Source organism: Saccharothrix sp. NPDC042600 (assembly GCF_040647305.1).
In the GTDB taxonomy this organism is placed as follows: Bacteria; Actinomycetota; Actinomycetes; order Mycobacteriales; family Pseudonocardiaceae; genus Actinosynnema; species Actinosynnema mutabilis.
Window position 1 is genome coordinate 41,724 of the sequence record NZ_JBEZBW010000038.1, and the last position, 18,672, is coordinate 60,395.

General features: G+C 68.7%; 17 protein-coding genes. 10 read left to right on the top strand and 7 right to left on the bottom strand.

Annotated features, from left to right (window positions below):
- Positions 1-410: 410 nt before the first annotated feature.
- The gene (locus AB0A74_RS22600) at positions 411-1,766 is read right to left on the bottom strand and encodes a pentapeptide repeat-containing protein (protein WP_358252209.1); all 1,356 of its coding nucleotides are present in this window, start codon (positions 1,764-1,766) and stop codon (positions 411-413) included.
- A 311-nt stretch (positions 1,767-2,077) separates the two neighbouring features.
- The gene (locus AB0A74_RS22605) at positions 2,078-2,638 is read right to left on the bottom strand and encodes a hypothetical protein (protein ID WP_358252210.1); all 561 of its coding nucleotides are present in this window, start codon (positions 2,636-2,638) and stop codon (positions 2,078-2,080) included.
- Between the two features lie 1,692 nt (positions 2,639-4,330).
- Here AB0A74_RS22605 and AB0A74_RS22610 point away from each other — a divergent pair.
- Positions 4,331-5,512, top strand: coding sequence for a hypothetical protein (locus AB0A74_RS22610; protein ID WP_358252212.1), 1,182 nt, complete (start codon positions 4,331-4,333; stop codon positions 5,510-5,512).
- A 326-nt stretch (positions 5,513-5,838) separates the two neighbouring features.
- On the opposite strand, the gene AB0A74_RS22615 is transcribed toward AB0A74_RS22610, so the two are convergent.
- Positions 5,839-6,504 (bottom strand): HNH endonuclease, encoded by a 666-nt coding sequence (locus tag AB0A74_RS22615; protein WP_358252214.1) that lies wholly within the window; start codon positions 6,502-6,504, stop codon positions 5,839-5,841.
- 58 nt (positions 6,505-6,562) lie between these two features.
- Between AB0A74_RS22615 and AB0A74_RS22620 the strand changes: the two genes are divergently transcribed.
- Together AB0A74_RS22620 and AB0A74_RS22625 are read left to right on the top strand one after the other, a co-directional pair.
- Positions 6,563-6,910 carry a hypothetical protein gene (locus AB0A74_RS22620; protein ID WP_358252215.1) on the top strand — a complete coding sequence of 116 codons (348 nt, stop codon included), beginning with the start codon at positions 6,563-6,565 and terminating at the stop codon, positions 6,908-6,910.
- Positions 6,911-6,993: 83 nt separating this feature from the next.
- Entirely contained in the window at positions 6,994-7,143 is a 150-nt protein-coding gene (locus tag AB0A74_RS22625; protein WP_343935576.1) for a hypothetical protein, read from the top strand.
- Here AB0A74_RS22625 and AB0A74_RS22630 read toward each other — a convergent pair.
- Positions 7,130-8,056, bottom strand: a complete 927-nt coding sequence (locus AB0A74_RS22630; RefSeq protein WP_358252217.1) for a TIGR03617 family F420-dependent LLM class oxidoreductase — start codon at positions 8,054-8,056, stop codon at positions 7,130-7,132. The genes AB0A74_RS22625 and AB0A74_RS22630 overlap by 14 nt on opposite strands.
- 63 nt (positions 8,057-8,119) lie before the next feature.
- On the opposite strand from AB0A74_RS22630, the gene AB0A74_RS22635 reads away from it, so the two are divergent.
- The gene (locus AB0A74_RS22635; RefSeq protein WP_358252219.1) at positions 8,120-8,542 is read left to right on the top strand and encodes a 50S ribosomal protein L11; all 423 of its coding nucleotides are present in this window, start codon (positions 8,120-8,122) and stop codon (positions 8,540-8,542) included.
- Here AB0A74_RS22635 and AB0A74_RS22640 read toward each other — a convergent pair.
- Positions 8,539-8,991, bottom strand: a complete 453-nt coding sequence (locus tag AB0A74_RS22640; protein ID WP_358252221.1) for a DUF4442 domain-containing protein — start codon at positions 8,989-8,991, stop codon at positions 8,539-8,541. The two genes, AB0A74_RS22635 and AB0A74_RS22640, sit on opposite strands and share 4 nt — an antisense overlap.
- A 141-nt stretch (positions 8,992-9,132) precedes the next feature.
- Here AB0A74_RS22640 and AB0A74_RS22645 point away from each other — a divergent pair, with 141 nt between their 5' ends.
- Positions 9,133-9,630, top strand: coding sequence for a MarR family transcriptional regulator (locus AB0A74_RS22645; RefSeq protein WP_358252223.1), 498 nt, complete (start codon positions 9,133-9,135; stop codon positions 9,628-9,630).
- Positions 9,630-11,291, top strand: a complete 1,662-nt coding sequence (locus AB0A74_RS22650; protein WP_358252225.1) for an MDR family MFS transporter — start codon at positions 9,630-9,632, stop codon at positions 11,289-11,291. The genes AB0A74_RS22645 and AB0A74_RS22650 overlap by 1 nt, the downstream gene beginning before the upstream one ends.
- Positions 11,292-11,355: 64 nt before the next feature.
- Here the strand turns inward: AB0A74_RS22650 and AB0A74_RS22655 are convergent, their stop codons facing one another.
- Positions 11,356-11,859, bottom strand: a complete 504-nt coding sequence (locus AB0A74_RS22655) for an inorganic diphosphatase (protein WP_309110360.1) — start codon at positions 11,857-11,859, stop codon at positions 11,356-11,358.
- 342 nt (positions 11,860-12,201) lie between these two features.
- Here AB0A74_RS22655 and dacB point away from each other — a divergent pair, with 342 nt between their 5' ends.
- From dacB to hpt, 4 genes are read left to right on the top strand one after another with little or no spacing between them, the layout of a single operon-like run.
- Entirely contained in the window at positions 12,202-13,905 is a 1,704-nt protein-coding gene (dacB, locus tag AB0A74_RS22660) for a D-alanyl-D-alanine carboxypeptidase/D-alanyl-D-alanine-endopeptidase (RefSeq protein ID WP_358252227.1), read from the top strand.
- Between the two features lie 34 nt (positions 13,906-13,939).
- The gene (locus AB0A74_RS22665; protein ID WP_358252229.1) at positions 13,940-14,962 is read left to right on the top strand and encodes a zinc-dependent metalloprotease; all 1,023 of its coding nucleotides are present in this window, start codon (positions 13,940-13,942) and stop codon (positions 14,960-14,962) included.
- Positions 14,959-15,873, top strand: coding sequence for a tRNA lysidine(34) synthetase TilS (gene tilS, locus AB0A74_RS22670; RefSeq protein WP_358252231.1), 915 nt, complete (start codon positions 14,959-14,961; stop codon positions 15,871-15,873). Before AB0A74_RS22665 ends, tilS begins: the two co-directional genes overlap by 4 nt.
- Positions 15,874-15,891: 18 nt before the next feature.
- Complete coding sequence (gene hpt / locus AB0A74_RS22675) at positions 15,892-16,443, top strand: hypoxanthine phosphoribosyltransferase (protein WP_343935567.1); 552 nt, start codon at positions 15,892-15,894, stop codon at positions 16,441-16,443.
- Positions 16,444-16,785: 342 nt separating this feature from the next.
- On the opposite strand, the gene AB0A74_RS22680 is transcribed toward hpt, so the two are convergent.
- Positions 16,786-18,486, bottom strand: coding sequence for a substrate-binding and VWA domain-containing protein (locus AB0A74_RS22680; protein ID WP_358252233.1), 1,701 nt, complete (start codon positions 18,484-18,486; stop codon positions 16,786-16,788).
- Between the last annotated feature and the right edge of the window lie 186 nt (positions 18,487-18,672).

Genomic DNA, 18,672 nt, shown 5'->3' on the forward strand with positions numbered 1-18,672 from the left:
GCGTGACGGCAAGACGGCAGTCCTGTCACAACCGGGCATGAACTGGTCTCCCACGGCGACAGCTTGGTGCGCAGGCCCTGGTGACACGCGCGGCACGATCCTGCGCTGCCTGCGCGAACATGCCGGAAGCACCCCCACCGAAATCACCGCAGCTACCGGCCTGGAGCCGAGTCCTCGTAACCGGTACCACGCATCCTGTCGCGGTGACCAAGACGAAGAGTCGGCTCACGGACCGGCCTCTCAACCGATTGATCGTTTCGGAAGTCCGGGAAGGCGTAGCCGGGGTCTTGCGGGTCGTCGGGACCGAAGTCGCACTCCGCTCGATCAACGACATACGAGGGCAACTGGCGTCATCCGTGCACCGCCTCGTCTCGATGGGGCGGATGATGACATGGTGACCAGACTGGAGATCAGTCGTCAGCAGATTCGCGGGCCGGGCCGTCAAGAACGTGGATTTCGGTTTCGACTGGCACAAGGTGTCGCAAAGTGCCGTCGTGGCCTTCGATAGTTGTGTCATCGGCCGATAGCTGCCATCCTGAGGGCCAGAATGCCTTGCTGTCCGGATTCTTTGCAACCATTGCTCCATCAAATTTCGCACTTTTGAATGTCGCCGCGCCGAACCAGGCATTTCTGTTAAACAGGGCTTCCTCAAACCGGGCTTCTTTAGCGAACCGGGCCTCGATGAATACGGCATCTCCGGTGAAAGTCGCCTTCTGAAACCAGGCTGGCGCGTTGAAAGTGGCTTCGTGAAAAAAAGAAACGCCAAGGAACTTAGCCTCCTGGAACGTGGTGGTCGCGGCGAACGTCGTTCCGCCGAACATTGCGCCCATAGTGAACTTCGTTCTCTCAAATGTGGTGTATCCGATGAAGTGAGCGTCGGTGAAACGCGTCGCACCTACCTGTGAATCTTCCATATGCCAGCCGATGAGAGTGGCACCGGTTAGGTCGAGATTGGTATTCGGCCAGAAGGTACTCCTCGGGTGGTCAGCGTCATTCCCAGGTTTCAGGTGCGCAGTAAGGATGCGTTGAGCGGTGAGTCGGACCTCGCGCTCCTGAACTTGTTCGCGGTACTCGTTACGAGTGTCTCGGTCGGCACTGGCGTCGGGCGGATCACCGGGGATGTCGAACGGCGCGCGGAGATAGGCGCAGAGCACGTTGACCACGGTCTGGCGCAGGGCTGGGTTGTCGGGGTGATCCTGCGCTAGGCGTTCCAGGGCGTACAGGCCGCCGTGGCGGACCGGAGCCTTTTCTGAACCGAGTTGCTCCACCGACTTGGCGTACAGGTCGGTGATCCGGCGGGCTTCGGCGTCGCGCTCGGTCGTGGCAGCAACGCGTTCGGCGTGTCGCCGGGCGTGCTCGGCGGTTTCGCGTTGCAGATCGTAGGCGCGGGCGACATCCGCCTGGTCTCGTTCCTTCTGCACGAGTCCAATCTCGGTGGCGTGCTGGCGTCGCCAGGCCAGGTACAGAGCGAAGAGTCCACCGCCGCCTACTCCGATGCTCAAGCCGGTGCGCAGCGCGTTGAACCGCGCGTTCACCAACTCCGCACCGGACAGTCCCGCCGTTCCTGCCCACCACAGCACTACTACTAGGCCGATCGTTGCTGTTGCGATCAGAACTGCCACGGTGGCGATCACCTTGCGCGGCATCGGCTCCAGCGGCGTGCGCGGGGTGGACGGTGTTGGCAGCGGCGCGGGCGAGTGGTTGGCGGGTTGCTCACCGCGTGCGGGAGGCGTGAGCCGCGCGGGAGCTGGGCGATCCTCAGGCATAACCGGATCATCGCCGGACGACGTGGCTGCGTTGCGAAGGCACGTGAGGCTAGTCGGACGGGCCCTGCTGCTGGAGAAGGCTCCGCAGCCGCCGTGCCGCGGCGAGTGCTGTCCCCTCTGTCCCTATGTGCTGTAACAGGATTCGCCCGTAGAGGCGCTGTTGTGGGTTGGGTGGTGTGATGGGGTGGGGCTTGGCCACGCGAGACCAACGGTGGTCGCGAGCAGAGCGACCACCACAGTGCTCTTGTCACGATGTGGCCACGGACTTGGGAGCGTGACGGAGTTCAGCTCTTTACTCTCAGCACCACCGCTCATTGTCGGGTTCCATCGGTGGTCGGCAGTCCCCTGTAGGCGTCCTGCGCGGTTTCGGTCAGTTGGTAGAGCGCCATTGTGGGCGAGTTGTCGCGGCGGACACCTACGAAGGTCTTGTTCAGGTGTCCCACAGCGGTTAGGTCGTCGAAAATTTCCTGGATCGTGCGCCTGGCGCATTGCAGTTCGTAAGTGAAATCGGACGTTTTCCATTGCCGGTCCGGGCGTTGGAGAACGTGCCACAGCACGCGGACGAAGATGACTTCGGAGTATCGACGTGGCCGGTTCGACCGGTTTTCGCCGAACCGCGCACCGTAGACTGACGAGAGTTCCACCTGGCCGATCGTCAGGCTTTCGTGAGGTTCGGTCAGCCGGTAGGACGGTTTGTAGGTGAAGAACGACATGGATTCGGCCTTTCCAGTGGAGACAAGCTGACGGCAGATGACCTCTACCGTCTGGGTTGCAAGTCCGCACTGGGCTGCAAGGTGACCTGCGGTGCGCCATTGGCGGGGAGGCAGGCCGCGCATTATCGCAAGGACGATTGAGCGACGGAAGTGGTCCATAGTTCGTTTCGTTGTCCACTTTGAGTCGGTCGAGTTCGGCGGTGTCGGCGTCGTCTTCGGTCAGGCGTCGTCGCGGATGGGGTTCGTTTCGCGGCCACACTCCCCGCACATCTGGTATTTGTAGCGGGTCGTTCCGTGTAGATGCATGTATTGATCTACGTCGTCGTGCGGTGGGCACTTCCGGGCCGGGATGAAGCCCGTCTTTCGCATGTCCCGTTCGGCGTCTTTCTTGGCGTCACTTTTCCCCTGGCCTTTCCGGCTCATGCTTCTCCGCTTCTCGCAATGCGTTCCGGACCGTTTGTTCGGCGATGCCATTAACGATCGACAGTGTGGGTATGGAGTCGCCTGTCCGGTAGGCGTCGCGCAGTTCCAGAGTGGCCGCCGTCCTGACTGCGCACCCTTTGCAGTGCGTGCGTAGGTCGTCGCGGAGGGTGGCTTCCCGCATCGGGCCGTGTTGCCGGCAATAGTCGAGAGTTTTGAGGTCGTGTCCGAGTTTCGTTCCGGACGCTTGGAGGACTTCCCGCATGTGCGGCACCGGTACATCGAGTCGGCGAGCGGCTCGCGGTATGGTGCGCAGCGCGGTCCGGGGTTGACGTTCCCACCATTCGCAAACTTCGCGAAGGAATCGGTTGAACCGGTCGTCACCGACGCTTAGGGAGAACCCCTCGCGTAGTTCCTCATCGGTCCATGGGCGGTTCCCGGCGGCTGTCATCGCGATGACTCCGCGTCCTCGGAAAGCAGTGACCGGACGGCGCGGTATGTGTCTCGCGCATTGATCCAGCGGGCGGCTTCCTGGTCCGACATGGTCGAGAGAAACCCTTCCGCCCGGAGAGTGAGAACGAAGTCGGCGACCTGATCCAATTCGAACGCCGTCAACGGATCGGGTTGCGTTGTCATGATGCCTCGCGAAGTCGGTGGTGCCTGCCCGTGGATTCGTTCAGGAATGTCGAGTGCCGTTTTTCATCTCGCTGTGTTGCTGGGATGACGGCGGTGGCCCGTGCGTCGAGGTTCCGGACGCGTTCGCGGGCCGTTGGCGTTTCGCGGGTCTTCGCCTCCGCGTCGAGTCGGTTACCCGCCATGACGCGGTTTATGGTCGCTGCGACGGAGACCTCCGGTGCGTGGAAACTGTGCTGCCCGCGAAGGTCCCGGCCTCGCCACGCGACGGACACAGTGGCCCCACCGAGAAAGGCAGCGGTGAGACAGATTGCGAAGGCCCACCAGGGAGTGGAGATCAGCACGCCCGATTCCCCTTCTGTGAATGGTGGATCTGTGTGTGCGAGGCACAAGTGCCCGGTTCAGCTTTTCCGGTGGTTGTCGGAGAACGGTCAAAGCCGAGTGCGCGATGGCGCGCCCGATCCGGCGTCTGAACCCGGCGCAATGCAAGACGAGCCGAAAGTTCGCCATACGCCAGGGTGACCGCGATGAGCAATAGCAGAACGGCGACAGTGTTCGGACCGCAGACGCACAGCGACTCGGGCGTGTGCACAGACATGCTGAGTTTCCGCCCTTCATTTGATCCGCGTTTGAGGCCCGGCGGCGCTTCCTGGAGGAGGCGAGAAGGTCAGCGCCGCCGAGGGTCTGGTGCGCTCATGCCATACTGAAATCAGCGTGTTCTCAGCGGGTCTGATGTGGGAGGCCGCGTGGCGGCCATCTGGTGGCCTCAAGGCGGCCACGACATGGCGGAGGTGCAACGTGAGCAACTGGGCCGGCGGGAAGCGTGCTCGGACCGTGCTCGAAGCTGAGATCCGCAGTCGGCAGATGACCTTCGAGGAGTTCGTCGAGTACGCGGAGAACTTCGCGCGGGACCACGGTGAGGCCGGCACGCTGAGCTTCCGGCACCTACGGCGGTTGGCCGCCGGTCGGCAGTCGGATGGTCGCCCCCTTGGACCCGTCCGTCCGGCGACGGCGCGACTTCTGGAACGGATCTTCGGGCTGTCAATCGACGAATTGTTGAGTGCACCCAACGCGGACACTCGACCGGCCGAATCGGCGACTGATCTTCGGACGATGCTGAAGATCTCCGGTCGGGTCGATCTTGGTGTGGTCGGCTTGCTACGCGGGCAACTCGACTACGTGCGCCGATTGGATCGGCAGTTGGGTGCGATAGTGGCGCACGATGAGGTCTTGGTGAAGATCACGCAGGTTGATCGCCTCCGCTCGTTCAGCTTGACGCCTGTTGTCCGTTCGGCGCTCGCCGCTCTGCAATCCGAAATGTGCACCCTGGCCGGGTGGCAGGCGCTCGACATGGGCAATCAGGTAGAGGCTTGGGGCCACTACGAGCGTGGGAAGGTTGCTGCGCACGAATGTCATGATCCTGCGTTCTTCGGGCACACGATCGCGGAACAGGCGTTCGTATTGCTTGACGTAGGTGAACCAGATGAGGCTGTCGCACTGCTAGAGCCGTTGACGGATCAGTACCGACGGGTCGTCTCTCCGGTGCTTTTCGCGTGGCTGTCGGCGGCACTCGGAGAGGCGTACGCCGTGAAAGGTGATCGCTCCGCGAGCCTCAAGGCATTCGATACCGCGTCGGCCGCGTTGCCCGAAGGGGAACCGGACCACGAAGGGCCGTTCGTCGCGCTCGACTCGACACATCTCGCGCGGTGGCGCGGTCACGCGCTCGCGAGATTGGGTGAACCGGGGGCGGTGGAAACGCTGACAAAAGCGCTGGATGAACTTGATCCCTCGTTCATCAGGGCGGCTACGTCGCTGCGGGTTGATCTCGCTACCGCGCTGCTTTGTCAGGGCGAGCGTGACGAGGCGCACCGCCACGTCGTGGTGGCGGGGTCAGCGGCCGATGAGATCGGGTCCGTGCGGCAGCGCCGCCGCATCGCGGCCTTGGGGACCGCGACACGCCCGGCACGGCGGCGGTCTTGAAGATCTTTTTGGGCGGCTCCACGTGGAGCCATCGGTGGAGCCAAACCATGCCGAACATGCCCCATGGAGCCACTTCCGGCGCAGTTGGTGACTAGCGAAGACGCAGGTCAAGGTGCATGTCGGTCGTGACAAGCGCTCTCGTAATGAGCAGGTCGTCGGTTCGATTCCGACAGGCGGCTCGCGAGATCGAAGGCCCGGACCGGTTCGCCGATCCGGGCCTTCGTCATCACCGGGCACGGTCGTCGCGCTCCTTGGGCAGGCGACCCCGGGGGGCGACGCGGCACGCCCTGCCCCCGCCTGCGGCGCCGCGGCGGCGACTCCGGCTCCTACGACGCCGACCGGTTGGCGATCCGGCGGCGGGCGATCTCGAACGCCCACGCCTCGGTGGACGCCTTCTTGGCGACACCGAAGTGAGTGGTCGTCGCGCCTTCGAAAACGGTGTGGAACTCTTCCATCAGCTCGTCCAACGAGGCCGCTGAGAAGTCTTCGGGTGCCCAGCCGTAGTGCGTGATCAGCTCGGCGCGTACTGCCGACCAGTGGCCGGCACTGTTCTTGGCCGCTCGCGGCGTGTCGAGCTCGATACCGGCTCGCGCGAGGAGTTCCGGGTCTACTCCAGACCATTTCTCGTGGCCGTCACGCTCGCACGCGTAGTCCACCCAGGACCAGAAAGCCTCGGCGTCGGCGACGTCCGGCGCTTCCTTGTGGTGCTTCGCGCACAGGAGGGCGAAGTTCCGCACGTCATAGGATCCGCCCAGCGACTTGGGCACGACGTGGGCACGCTCCACCGGCGACTTCCAGCAGATGATGCACACGGGGTCCATGCCCAGGTAGTCCGCGATGGCCTTCACGGACGGCGGGCTGGACCGGGTGCTCGGGTCGTGGTCGCGGGCGCGTACCGCGAGTGCCTGGTGGTCGTAGACGTGCTCGGATTTGGGATCGATGAAGTGGATGACGTCCGGAACGTCGTTTCGCTGCTTCTTCGGGTTCTTCACGTGGTACATGGGGTGTCTGGATCTCCGAGACGTACGGAGACAGGTACTTCAACGTGAAGTGCCCGATCAGTTCGAAGGCGTCGTGATCGAACGCTCCATTCGGGTTCCGATGCCCCTGAACATCGATGACCAGGATTCTTCGCTTGTTCGGCCCGATCGCCACCGCTTCCCGCAAGACCTCCAAGATCCGTTGCGCGGCTTTCTCGAAGTCTTCCTCCACGCGCATGTCGTGGAAGACGAGCACTCCCTTCTCGTCGTCGGTGGGTCTCTTGGCGCGCTTGCGCTTCCTGTTGGGCAAGGTCCGATGACTCCTTCGTCCGGGCGGTCGCCGAAGACCGGCTGCTGCTTCGATCATGGTCGAAGGGCGCCGCGTGATCATCCGGACAGTGCCTCACGCCGGTTGTGAGCGTTGCTCCATAAGGGTGGCGTTTCGGGGTTCCGCGTCAGTAGTCGTTCACCCTGTTCGTTGCCACCGTGGAGGTGAGGGCGATGGTCGGGACGATCGTGTTGACGGTGTTGGCGTTGCCCCTCGTCGCGTTGGCGGCTCGGGTCGGGCGGCGGCGGTGGGTTCGGCGGCACCAGGTGGCTCGGGTTCGGGCGCAGATGGCGGTGTTCCACCACCGGCTCACGCGGACGTGAGGACCCTGGTCGCGTGGTCGCCGTAGCGGCGGGTCAGTTCGGCTGACGTCTCGGCGGGCGTGCCGACCACGGCGAACGCGTGCAGCACCTCGTCGGGGATGGCCGCCGTCATGTCGTCCCACAGACCGCGGCGGGACAGGCGGTGCAGTTCTTCGTGCAGTTCGCCCCAGCCGTGCAGGTCCAGGACCTTCCGGTACGCCGGGGTCGAGCCGTAGAACGCGATCTGGCGCTTCACCTCGACCACGCCCGGCTCGTCGTGGGCCACCAGGCTCGGGGCGCTGATCTCCAACGGCGGCAGGGACGAGAGAGCGCGACCCCGCTGAAGGGCCGGCACGGTCACCTCGCGGAAGTAGCGCTCCGTGGTGAAGTTGTGGCACAGGAAGCCGTCCGCCACCTCGCCCGCCACCTCGGTCATCAGCTCACCGACACCCGCCAGCCACACCCGCGGCGCGCCGAACGGGTTCGGGCCCGGGTCGAAGAACGGCGTCATCAGCGTGTGCGTGTAGAACTCGCCGCGGAACCGCAACCGCTCGCCGGTCGCCCAGCACGCCCAGATCGCCCGCAACGCCTGGACGAACTCGCGCATCCGCGCCGCCGGGCGCGACCAGGGCATGCCGAACCGCTTGGTGATGTGCGGCTCCACCTGCGACCCCAGCCCGAGGTTGAACCGCCCGCCGGACAGCAGTTGCAGGTCGTTGGCCTGCACGGCCGTGCTCATGGGGTTGCGTGCGAACGCCACCGCGATGGCCGTGCCCAGCTCCAGGTCCGGACCGCCCAGCCGGGCCAGCCCCACGAACGGGTCGTGGTTGGTCTCGGCCAACCAGAAGCCACCGCACCCGTCCTCGACGGCCCGCCGCGCGGACTCCTCGACGGTGCGCGGGTCGTACGAGATCTCCAGCCGGTCCACCTGCACCGGCCGAACCTACCGAAAAACCCGTTGAGTCTGCCGTTACGGCAATTCCTAGCGTCCCCGGCCATGCCACCCGCGAAGAAGACCCACCGGATCACGATCAACCTGGAGGCCGGCAACGCCTCGATGATGGACCTCGGCAAGGTGCTCGGCCAGACCGGCGTCAACCTGGTCGGCGTCAAGCGCGCCTACGACGAGGCCACCGCCGGGCAGCGCGGCGACGTCGTCCCGGTCGTGGTGACCGTCCGCGACGACAAGTCGTTCGAGCTGCGCCTCAAGACGCCGCCGACCGCGTTCCTGATCCGGAAGGCGCTGGGCGGCAAGGGGGCCCAGCGCCCCGGTCACGACAAGGCGGGCGCGCTGACCCGCGCCCAGGTCCGTGCCATCGCCGAGCGCAAGATGCCCGACCTGAACACGACCGACCTGGACGCGGCGGAACGCGTCGTCGCCGGCACCGCCCGTTCGATGGGGGTGACCGTCGAGGACTAGCGGTTCGGCTTGAGGGTCCAGACGACGACCATCTCGGCCGTCGTGACGCCCTCGGCGTTGGTCACGGTGACGTTGACGGGGAACTCGGGGCGGGTGCCCGCGTCGAGTTCCGCCACCACCTCGTCCGCCGGCCTGCCCAGCACGGCCTCGGCGCGCAGGACGCCCAGGGCCAGCTTCTTGTAGGCGATCTCGGACCGGGCCACCAGCGGGGTCGCCTTGCCCATGTGCGGCGCGAAGGCGGCCATCGCGACCGCGCCGGACGCGGTCTCGCCCAGGCCGAAGATCATCGCCGCGTGCGGTCCGCCCACGTGGTTGTGGGTCTCGGCGGCGTCGGGCAGCTCGGCCACCACCCGGTCGCCCGCGACCTCGGGGAACTCGACGCCGCTGGTCTTGACCCACGGCACGGCCTGCTTCATCGCGTCGGCGACGAACGAGTAGTCAGCGCTCATGCCGAGGGATGTTACCGACCAGTAGTCATGTAAGGCGAGTCACCGGCGAAATCGTTTGCCAAGTGACCGGGCAAGGCGCATGCTTGTACCCAGCAACTAGTTGGATGATGCAAGCAAACGGAGCGTCCCATGGTGACCCCGGTGAGTGACGAGTCGCAGCTCGCCCAGGCCGAACGCATCGGCATGGCGCTCGTGCGCCTGAACAAGATGCACGCCTGCGTGGCCGCGCACCTGAGCAAGACCGGCGTGGACAAGGCCTCGTTCGTGCTGCTGGCCAACCTGAGCCAGCTGGGCCCGTCCCGGTCGAGCGCGCTCGCCGAAGCGGTCTTCTCGGACCCCTCCACGGTCAGCCGCCAGGTCGCGACGCTGGTCAAGGAGGGCTGGGTCGAGCGCCGGGCGGATCCCGACGACGGCCGGGCCAGCGTCCTGGCCGTCACGGACGCGGGGCAGCGCCTGCTGGACGAGCGCCGGGCGCAGCGCAACAAAGCCATCGCCCGCATGCTCGCCGACTGGTCCGAGGAGGACCTCTCGGCGTTCATCGACCACTTCGAGCGCTTCGTCGGCGACTACGAGAAGGCGTTGCCGGATTTCATCGCTGAGAGCGGACTGGGGCCGCGCTCAGAAGAGGGGAAGAACTGATGTCGGAAACGACGACCCGGGCGGAGGCGACACCGCCGGGTGCCGCGCTGCTCACCCACCGCCAGATCCTGACCATCCTGTCCGGCCTGCTGCTCGGCCTGTTCCTCGCGGCGCTGGACCAGATGATCGTCGCCACCGCGATGAAGACCATCGCCGACGAGCTGCACGGCCAGACCCTGCAGGCGTGGGCGACCACGTCCTACCTGATCACGGCCACCGTCTCGACGCCGTTGTACGGCAAGCTGTCCGACATCTACGGCCGCAAGCCGATGTACCTGACGGCGATCTCGCTGTTCCTGGTCGGCTCGCTGCTGTCGGGCATCGCGAACTCGATGTACGAGCTGGCCGCGTTCCGCGCGGTTCAGGGCCTGGGCGCCGGCGGCCTGATGTCGCTGGCCATGGCGATCCTCGCGGACATCACCTCGCCGCGTGACCGCAGCAAGTACGCGGGCTACTTCATGGCCGTGTTCGGCATCTCCAGCGTCGCGGGCCCGGTCGTGGGCGGCCTGTTCGCGGGCCTGGAGTCGTTCCTGGGCACCGCCGGCTGGCGCTGGGTGTTCCTGATCAACGTGCCGATCGCGCTGGTCGCGCTGGTGGTCGTGGCGAAGGTGCTGAACATCCCGCACAAGCGGGTCGACCACCGCATCGACTACGTGGGCGCGCTGATGCTCACCATCGGCCTGGTGCCGCTGCTGATCGTCGCCGAGCAGGGCCGCGAGTGGGGCTGGGACTCCGGTGCCGCCATCGCGATGTACGTCGTCGGCGTGCTGGGCCTGATCGGGTTCGTGTTCACCGAGCGGCGGATGGGCGACGAGGCGCTGCTGCCGCTGCGGCTGTTCAAGCGCCAGACGTTCTCGCTGGGCAACGGCGTCAACTTCGTGATGGGCATCGGCATGTTCGGCGGCATGGTGTCGCTGCCGCTGTACCTGCAGATCGTGAAGGGCTACTCGGCCACCGAGGCCGGCCTGATGATGCTGCCGCTGACGCTGGGCATCATGACCGCGGCCGGCACCAGCGGCCAGATCACCGCGAAGACCGGTCGCTACAAGGTGTTCCCGGTGGTCGGGTTCGCGCTGATGGCGATCTCGCTGTTCCTGTTCAGCACGATCGGCACGGACACGCCGGTCTGGCAGCCGCTGGTGATGATGTTCTTCATGGGCGCGGGCCTGGGCCTGTCCATGCAGACCCTGCTGGTGGCCATCCAGAACGACGCCGAGCCGCGGGACATGGGCGTCGCGACCTCGTCGGCCACGTTCTTCCGGCAGATCGGCGGCACGGTCGGCACGGCGGTGTTCCTGTCGATCCTGTTCAGCACGGTCGGCGACAAGATCGGCAACGCGCTGCGCTCGGCGTTCGGCGACCCGGCGTTCACGGCGGCGCTGGCCAAGCCGGAGAACGCCCAGATCGCGAGCGCGCTGCAGAACGGCGGCTCGGGCGTGGACCTGAACAACACCGAGTTCCTCAACACGCTCGACCCGGTGCTGGCGCGGCCGTTCCTGGACGGCTTCTCCGGCTCGATCGACCTGGTCTTCCTGGTCGGCGGCCTGGTGTCGGTGGTCGGGTTCGCGCTGGTGTGGTTCCTGCGCGAGGTCCCGCTGTCCAACCGGTCGGGCCTGGAGCGGGTGAACGACGAGGCGGCGACACCGGTCGCTGTCCACTGAGTCCCCCCAGAACGCGAAACGGGCCACCCCTCCACCGGGGTGGCCCGTTCTTCGCCGCGTCGGGTCAGTGGTCCTCGCCGCGCGCCACGGCGTCCTTGAGGCGCTGGTAGGACCGCACGATCTCCGCCTCGGCCTCGGTGCGGCCGACCCAGGTCGCGCCCTCCACGCTCTTGCCCGGCTCCAGGTCCTTGTAGACCTCGAAGAAGTGCTGGATCTCCAGGCGGTAGAACTCGGAGAGGTGGTGGATGTCGCGCAGGTGCTCGCTGCGGGGGTCCTCGGCGGGCACGCAGAGCAGCTTGTCGTCGCCGCCCTTCTCGTCGGTCATGCGGAACATGCCGATCGCGCGGGCGCGGATGAGGCAGCCCGGGAAGGTCGGCTCCTGGACGAGCACGAGCGCGTCCAGCGGGTCACCGTCCTCACCGAGGGTGTCGTCGACGAAGCCGTAGTCCGCCGGGTACTGAGTGGCCGTGAAGAGGGTGCGGTCCAGCCGGATGCGCCCCGTCTTGTGGTCCATCTCGTACTTGTTCCGGACCCCCTTGGGGATCTCGATGGTGACGTCGAACTCCACTGCGCGGTCCTCGCTCGTCTTTGACGTTCGTTACGCCACTAGTGTGGACCACGAGGTGTCGTCAACCCTCATCCGAGTGCCTGGTCGTGGGTGTGACATTGCCCGTAATCAATCGCGGAGGACTGCGTGCCCGACGAGCCATCGTGGCCGACCGTCGACGATGACGATGCGGTCCGCGAGCCGCCAACGGTGCAGGTCAGGCGGCCGGGACCGGGCGACTCGCCGACCATGCGCATCCCCGTGCCGCCGCCCGCCGCGGATCGGACCGAGGTCGTTCGCCGGCCGCCGCGGACCCCGTCGGGCGAGCAGACCACACGCCCGCTTGACACGGGCGACCGCCGCGTGGAACCGCGCAACCGGGTGGAACCGCAGAACGGCCGTGCGACGCGGGCCGAGCAGCCGCCCACGCCGCCCCGTGGCCAGGCGCGGGCCGAGCAGCCGGCGACGCCGCCGCGTGGCCAGGTGGCGGCCGAGCGCGCGGAGTCCTCGCCGTCGCGCGCGGAGGCCGCCGAAATCACCCGATCGCGTGAAGCCGCTGCCGATGCCGCGTGGTCCCGGTGGGAGTCCGCGGCGGACGACTCCGACAGCGCCGAGAAGGGCGGGGCCGCGAAGGGCGGGGCCGCGAAGGCCGCCGAGGAGGAGCACGCCAGGCCCGCGCGGGTCGGCGTGGCGGAGGAGCCGCGTCGGAAGAAGCCGTTGGTGCTGGTCGGAGCGTTGGCGGCGGTGCTGGTGCTGGTGGCGGGCGGCGTCACGTCGTGGCAGCTCGGGTGGTTCGACACCGCTCCCGTGCCGACCACCGCCGCGCCGCAGCCGCCCGCGCCCGGCTCGCTCGCCGTGCGCGGCGTCGGCACGTCCGGACCGGTGCCCAGCGCCGCCGGGATCGCCGCCGCCCTGCGCGGCCCCGCCGGCAACCCGGCCCTGGGCACGCTCACCGGTGTGGTGGCGGACCCCGGCACCGGCCAGGCGCTGTGGAAGCAGGGCGACACGACCCCGCTGACCCCGGCCTCCACGGTGAAGATCCTGGTCGCGGCGGCCTCGCTGCTGGCGCTGGACCACACGTCCCAGCTGTCCACCAAGGTCGTCCAGGGCGCTCAGCCGGGCACGGTCGTGCTGGTCGGCGGCGGCGACCCGACGCTGTCCTCGTTCCCCGCCGACCGCAGTACGGTCTACCCCGGCGCGGCCACCCTGGACGACCTGGCCGCCCAGGTCACCGCGAACGGCCCGGTCACCCAGGTCCTCTACGACACCAGCCGCTACCAGGGCGACGGCATGGCCCCGGGCTGGGACCCGGGCGACGTCGCCGGCGGGTACGTCGCCCCGATCGGCCCGCTGATGATGGACGGCGGCCGCCAGGACCCGACCGCCTACGACACCCCGCGCACCGGCACGCCCGCCGCCACCGCCGCCCAGGCCCTCGCCTCGCGGCTGGGCGCGGCGACCACCGCCCCCGGCGCCGCGCCGGCGGGCGCGAAGGTGCTCGGCGAGGTGAAGTCCGCGCCGGTGGACCAGCTGGTCGAGAACCTGATGCAGGTCTCGGACAACGTCCTGGCCGAGACGATGGCCCGCGAGGTCGCCATCGCCAAGGGCCTGCCGCCGACGTTCGAGGGCGCTGTCCAGGCCGTGCGGGCGGTGCTCACCGAGAACGGGTTCGACCTGACCGGGGCCGAGGTCGTGGACGCGTCCGGCCTGTCCAAGAACGACAAGGTCCCCGCGCGGCTGCTGACCGACATCCTCACGGCCGCCGCGAAACCCGACGCGTCCGACCCGAAGACCGCCAAACTCCGCCCGCTGCTCACGGCCCTGCCGGTGGCGGGCGGCAGCGGAACCCTCGCCGGCCGGTACGCCGACCTGGCCGGGAAGGGCTGGGTGCGGGCGAAGACCGGCACGTTGACGGCGGTGAACTCGCTGGCGGGCGTCGTGGTCGACAACGACGGCCGGCTGCTGGTGTTCGCGTTCATGTCGATCAGCCCCGAGGACCCGCGCACCAAGGTCCGCCCCGGCCTGGACGCGTTGGCCACCGCCCTGCGCGGCTGCGGCTGTGCCTAGCAGGTCCTCAGGTTCCGCAGGTAGCGTTCGGGGGGTGAACCGCGCTGCGCAGGACCACCGTGCGGGCAGTGACCCGGTCGACTGGGAGCTGGCCGTCGCGACCGCCGCCCGGCTCGTGCGCCCCGGTCCCGTGGTGCCCAGAGCGGAGGCGGACGTCGCGGTCGGGCGGCTGCGCGAGCAGGCCATCGACGCCGAGGTGCACGTCCGCGAGCTGACCGGGCTCGGGCACGGGCTGCCGCTGCGGGCCGGCGAGGTCGTCGACCGGCCGGGCTGGGTGCGGGCCGCCGTCCAGGGGCTCTCCGCGCTGACCGACGGGGCGCTGCCGCGCCAGTCCGGCGCGTTCAGCGGCGTCCTCTCGGGCACGGCGGGCGTCCAGGCGGGCGTGGTCATCGCGTTCCTCAGCGCCCGCGTGCTGGGCCAGTACGACCCGTTCTCCGATGGCGGCCGGCTGCTGCTGGTCGCGCCGAACATCGTCGGCGCGCAGCGGGCCCTGGACGTGGACGGCTCGGACTTCAGCATGTGGGTGTGCCTGCACGAGGGCACGCACCGGCTCCAGTTCACCGCCGTGCCGTGGCTGCGGGAGCACTTCTCCGGCCTGGTCTCCCGGCTGCTCTCGACCATGGACGACGGCGTCGCCGTGCGCCTGCGGGACCTGCCCCGGCGGTTGCGCGAGGCGGGCGGGTTCGTGGACCTGCTGCAGAACCCGGCGCAGCGCGAGGTGCTCGACCAGCTGATCGCCCTGTCCACGCTGCTCGAAGGGCACGCCGACCACGTCATGGACGCGGTGGGTCCCGAGGTCGTGCCGTCCGTGGGGGTCATCCGCGAGCGGTTCACCGCCCGGCGCAAGGGCGGCGGCATGCTCGACCGGGTGCTGCGGACGCTGCTGGGCGTGGAGGCCAAGGTCCGCCAGTACGCCGAGGGCGCGGCGTTCACCCGGCACGTCGTGGACGCGGTCGGGATGCCCGGCTTCAACGCGGTGTGGACCGGTCCCGACACGCTGCCCACCCGCGCCGAGATCGCCGACCCGGCCGCCTGGTTGCGCCGCGTCGCACCGTGAACGGGCCGGTCGACCGGGTCCGCGTCGCCGTGCGGCGCTTCCTGGCCGAGCACCGGCCCGAAGAGGTCGCGGTCGCCGTGTCCGGCGGTGCCGACTCGCTGGCGTTGGCGGCGGTGACCGCGCGGTTGCGACCGGGTTCGCGGGCGGTCGTGGTCGACCACGGGCTGCAGGACGACTCGGCCGCCGTCGCGGCACGGGCTGCTGACGTGTGTCGAGAGCTGGGACTTCGGGCCGAGGTGCGGGCGGTGGTGGTCGAGGGTCCCGGTGGTCCGGAGGCGGCGGCCCGGCGGGCCCGGTACGCGGCGCTGCGGCCGGAGCGGGGCCTGGTCCTGCTCGGGCACACGCTGGACGACCAGGCGGAGACCGTCCTGCTGGGGCTGGGACGGGGGTCCGGGCCGCGCAGCATCGCGGGGATGCGGGCGTGCGACCCGCCGTGGGGACGTCCGCTGCTGGGCGTGTCGCGGGCGGACACCTCGGCCGCCTGCCGCGAGCTGGGCCTCACACCGTGGGAGGACCCGCACAACGCCGACCCGGCCTACACCCGCGTCCGGCTGCGCACCGAGGTCCTGCCGTTGCTGGAGGACGTGCTCCAGGGCGGTGTGGCGGACGCGTTGGCGCGCACGGCGGCCCAGTTGCGGGAAGACTGTGACGCACTAGACGAACTGGCGCGGTGCTACGGCGGCGACCGTCGCGCCGCCAAGGAGCTGGCCGACCTCCCGACGGCTCTGCGCAGGCGTGTGCTGCGCCTGTGGCTGCTCGACGAGGGCGTGCCCGAGTTGTCCGACTCGCACCTCCGGCGCGTGGACGCGCTGGTCGCGGAGTGGCACGGCCAGGGCGGGGTCTGGCTGCCCGGCGGCTTTGTGGCACGCCGCGCGCATGGCAGGCTGCGAGTCGAACCAGTGCAGTCATGATGAAAAAGGGGTTCGTCCGTGTACGACGGCGACATCGCCTCCGTGCTCATCACCGAGCAGGAAATCAGTGACAAGGTCACCGAGCTGGCCAACAAGGTCGCGGCCGACTACCCGGCCGACGGCGGGTCCGACCTCGTCTTGATCACCGTGCTCAAGGGCGCGGTGATGTTCATGACCGATCTGGCTCGAGCGCTGCCGGTCCCGGTCCAGTTGGAGTTCATGGCGGTCAGCTCCTACGGGTCGTCCACGTCCTCGTCGGGCGTGGTGCGCATCCTCAAGGACCTGGACCGCGACATCGCGGACCGTGACGTGATCATCGTCGAGGACATCATCGACTCGGGGCTGACGCTGTCGTGGCTGCTGAAGAACCTGGCGTCGCGCAAGCCGCGCTCGCTGGAGGTGTGCTCGCTGCTGCGCAAGCCGGACGCGGTGAAGGTCGACGTGCCGGTGAAGTACGTGGGCTTCGAGATCCCGAACGAGTTCGTCGTGGGGTACGGGTTGGACTACGCCGAGCGGTACCGGGACCTGCCGTACATCGGCACGTTGGACCCGAAGGTGTATTCGAGCTGAGCGCGGAAGGGGCGCTTCCCGGTCGGGGAGCGCCCCTTCTCGTTTGCGCGGGTGTGCCGGCGGCGGCTGCGTTGGGCTGCGGCTTGCCGGGCTGCGGCTGGCGTCGGCGGCTGGCGTCGGCGGCTGGTGCCGGGCGGCTGGCGTTGGGTGGCTGGTGCCGGGCGGCTGGCGTTGGGTGGCTGGTGCCGGGCGGCTGGGCGGCTGACGGCTGGTGCCGTTAGGCGTGTGGTTGGCGGGGCGGGGGCTGTGTCACCTGGGCGTTCCGCCCACCCACCCCCGCCCAGGCCACCCCGCAAAAGCCCCAAGTGCCCCGCCTGCGGCGAAGCCCGCCTGCGGCGGGTGTCAGCAGTTCGGGCGGCACCTGCGTTGGGAGATCGCGTCCAGCAGCACGGTCTTGATGTCGTCCGGCTTGAGGGCCTGGTAGGACTTGCCGCCGGTGGCCGCCGCGATCTGCTTCAGCGTCTCCATGTCCGCCTCCGGCCCCAGCCCCACCATGAACATCGGCACCGGGCGCGCCGGGTCGGCTTCCTTCTTCAGCGTCTCCAGCAACTCCGGCAGCTTGAGCGTCGAGATGTCGTCGTTGCTGCCGTCGGTCATGATGGTGACCGAGTTGATCTTCGCCGGGTTGAACGTCTGTTGCGCGTGCCGGAACGCGGCCAGCACCGTGTCGTTCAGCGACGTGCCGCCGCCGACCAGCGCGGGGATGCCCCCCGCACCCCGTTGCAGCTGCTCGCGCCGGGGCTTGCCGCCCAACGGCTCGCCCAGGGGACCGGCCGGCACCAGTTCCACGAAGCCCTTCGGCTTGCGGTTGGTGGAGAACGCCCACAGGCCGATCTCGGAGGTGTCCGGCAGCATCGCCAGCGCCGTCAGCGACGCGTCGCGGGCCGCCTCGACCCTGGTCAGCTCGCTGCCCTGCATCTTCTCGGCCATCGAGCCGGACACGTCGAGCACCGCCAGGATGCGCGTGTCCAGGCTGACCGCGCCCCACGTGCGCAGCAGCTCCGACACCTGGTCCGGGGACGGGGTCTTCAGCATGGCCACGTCGTCGCCGCGCACGCCGTCCTTCTCGTTCGTCCACCCCTGCGGGGCCTTGCCGTCCGGCGTGCGGAAGCCGGCCTCGGCGAAGCGCTGCGCGGTGCGGCCGTTGCGCAGGGCCCGTTCGAAGCCCTCGGCGGCCTGCGCGGTGCCGGCCTGTTCGCCCGCTCGGCTGACCCGGACCACCGGGTAGTCGAAGCTGACCGTGCCCTCCTTGGGGTAGGAGGCGACGACCCGGCGCGAGCCGGCCGCCCGGTTCGCCGACAGCACGTTCTGCTCGGCCGCGGTGAACACCGGCGCGTTGTCCGCGCCCTGCACGACCTTGCCGAACGCGTCGCGCACGGACGGCAGCGCGTTGCGCCCGACCCGCAGCAGCGCGCCGATCAGCTCGGGCTTGGGCGTCCCGTCCGGGTTGCCCAGCTGCGCGCGGATGACCGCGAGCGTGGCCAGGCCCTCGGTGGACGTCGTCGGGTCGCTCAGCGACACCGCCACCCGCGGGTCCACCACCTTCGCCCAGGTCACCGGCTGGATCGGCCACCCGAGGTCGCTCATCGCCTTCTCGGAGCCCGCGATCACCAGCGGTGACGAGGCGAGCGAGTCCTTGATGTCCAACCGCGGCGCTTCGGCGCCCTGGTCACCGGCCTGCCGCTGGGTCTCGGCGGCCCACATGGACGAGTCCGGGATCCACAGCGCGGGCGGGTTGATCTGGGCCGTCGGCAGCTCGTGGGACACGTCGGCCGCGCCGCGGGCCTCGATCTGCACCTGGACGCACTTGCCCTCGACCACGGGCTGACCGGCCTGGTAGTCGTCGGCGGCGGCGCGGACGACCTCCTCGGCCGCCGGGGTCACGGCGACCTTCAGCGGCAGGGTGCCCTTGCACTCCGGTCCGCTGGTGGCCTGGATGGCGACGACGGTGACCCCGCCCGCCGCGATGACGCCCAGCAGGGCGCCGAGGGGCAGGGCTATCCGGCGCACCCGGCTGGGGGAACGCTCGTTGCGAGCTGACATACCGTTAGTACCTTCGGTTGGTGTTCACCCTTTCGGGTGGGCGTTGAACACTCAGTAACTGCCGAGGATGACACGGGCCGCTCACGTGACAAACTCTCGTGTTCTATGTCACTCGAATGACCCTCACTTCGTCGCTACCTGCTAGTAACGCGATACCCCTCGTCAGTGTTACGGGCCGGTAGCCCG

Excerpts from the sequence above, each read along its gene's own strand:
- AB0A74_RS22600 (WP_358252209.1), bottom strand. The coding sequence starts at position 1,766 with ATGCCTGAGGATCGCCCAGCTCCCGCGCGGCTCACGCCTCCCGCACGC.
- AB0A74_RS22605 (WP_358252210.1), bottom strand. The coding sequence starts at position 2,638 with ATGGACCACTTCCGTCGCTCAATCGTCCTTGCGATAATGCGCGGCCTG.
- AB0A74_RS22640 (WP_358252221.1), bottom strand. The coding sequence starts at position 8,991 with ATGAGCGCTGACTACTCGTTCGTCGCCGACGCGATGAAGCAGGCCGTG.
- AB0A74_RS22625 (WP_343935576.1), top strand. The coding sequence starts at position 6,994 with ATGGTCGGGACGATCGTGTTGACGGTGTTGGCGTTGCCCCTCGTCGCG.
- AB0A74_RS22650 (WP_358252225.1), top strand. The coding sequence starts at position 9,630 with ATGTCGGAAACGACGACCCGGGCGGAGGCGACACCGCCGGGTGCCGCG.
- AB0A74_RS22680 (WP_358252233.1), bottom strand. The coding sequence starts at position 18,486 with ATGTCAGCTCGCAACGAGCGTTCCCCCAGCCGGGTGCGCCGGATAGCC.
- AB0A74_RS22635 (WP_358252219.1), top strand. The coding sequence starts at position 8,120 with ATGCCACCCGCGAAGAAGACCCACCGGATCACGATCAACCTGGAGGCC.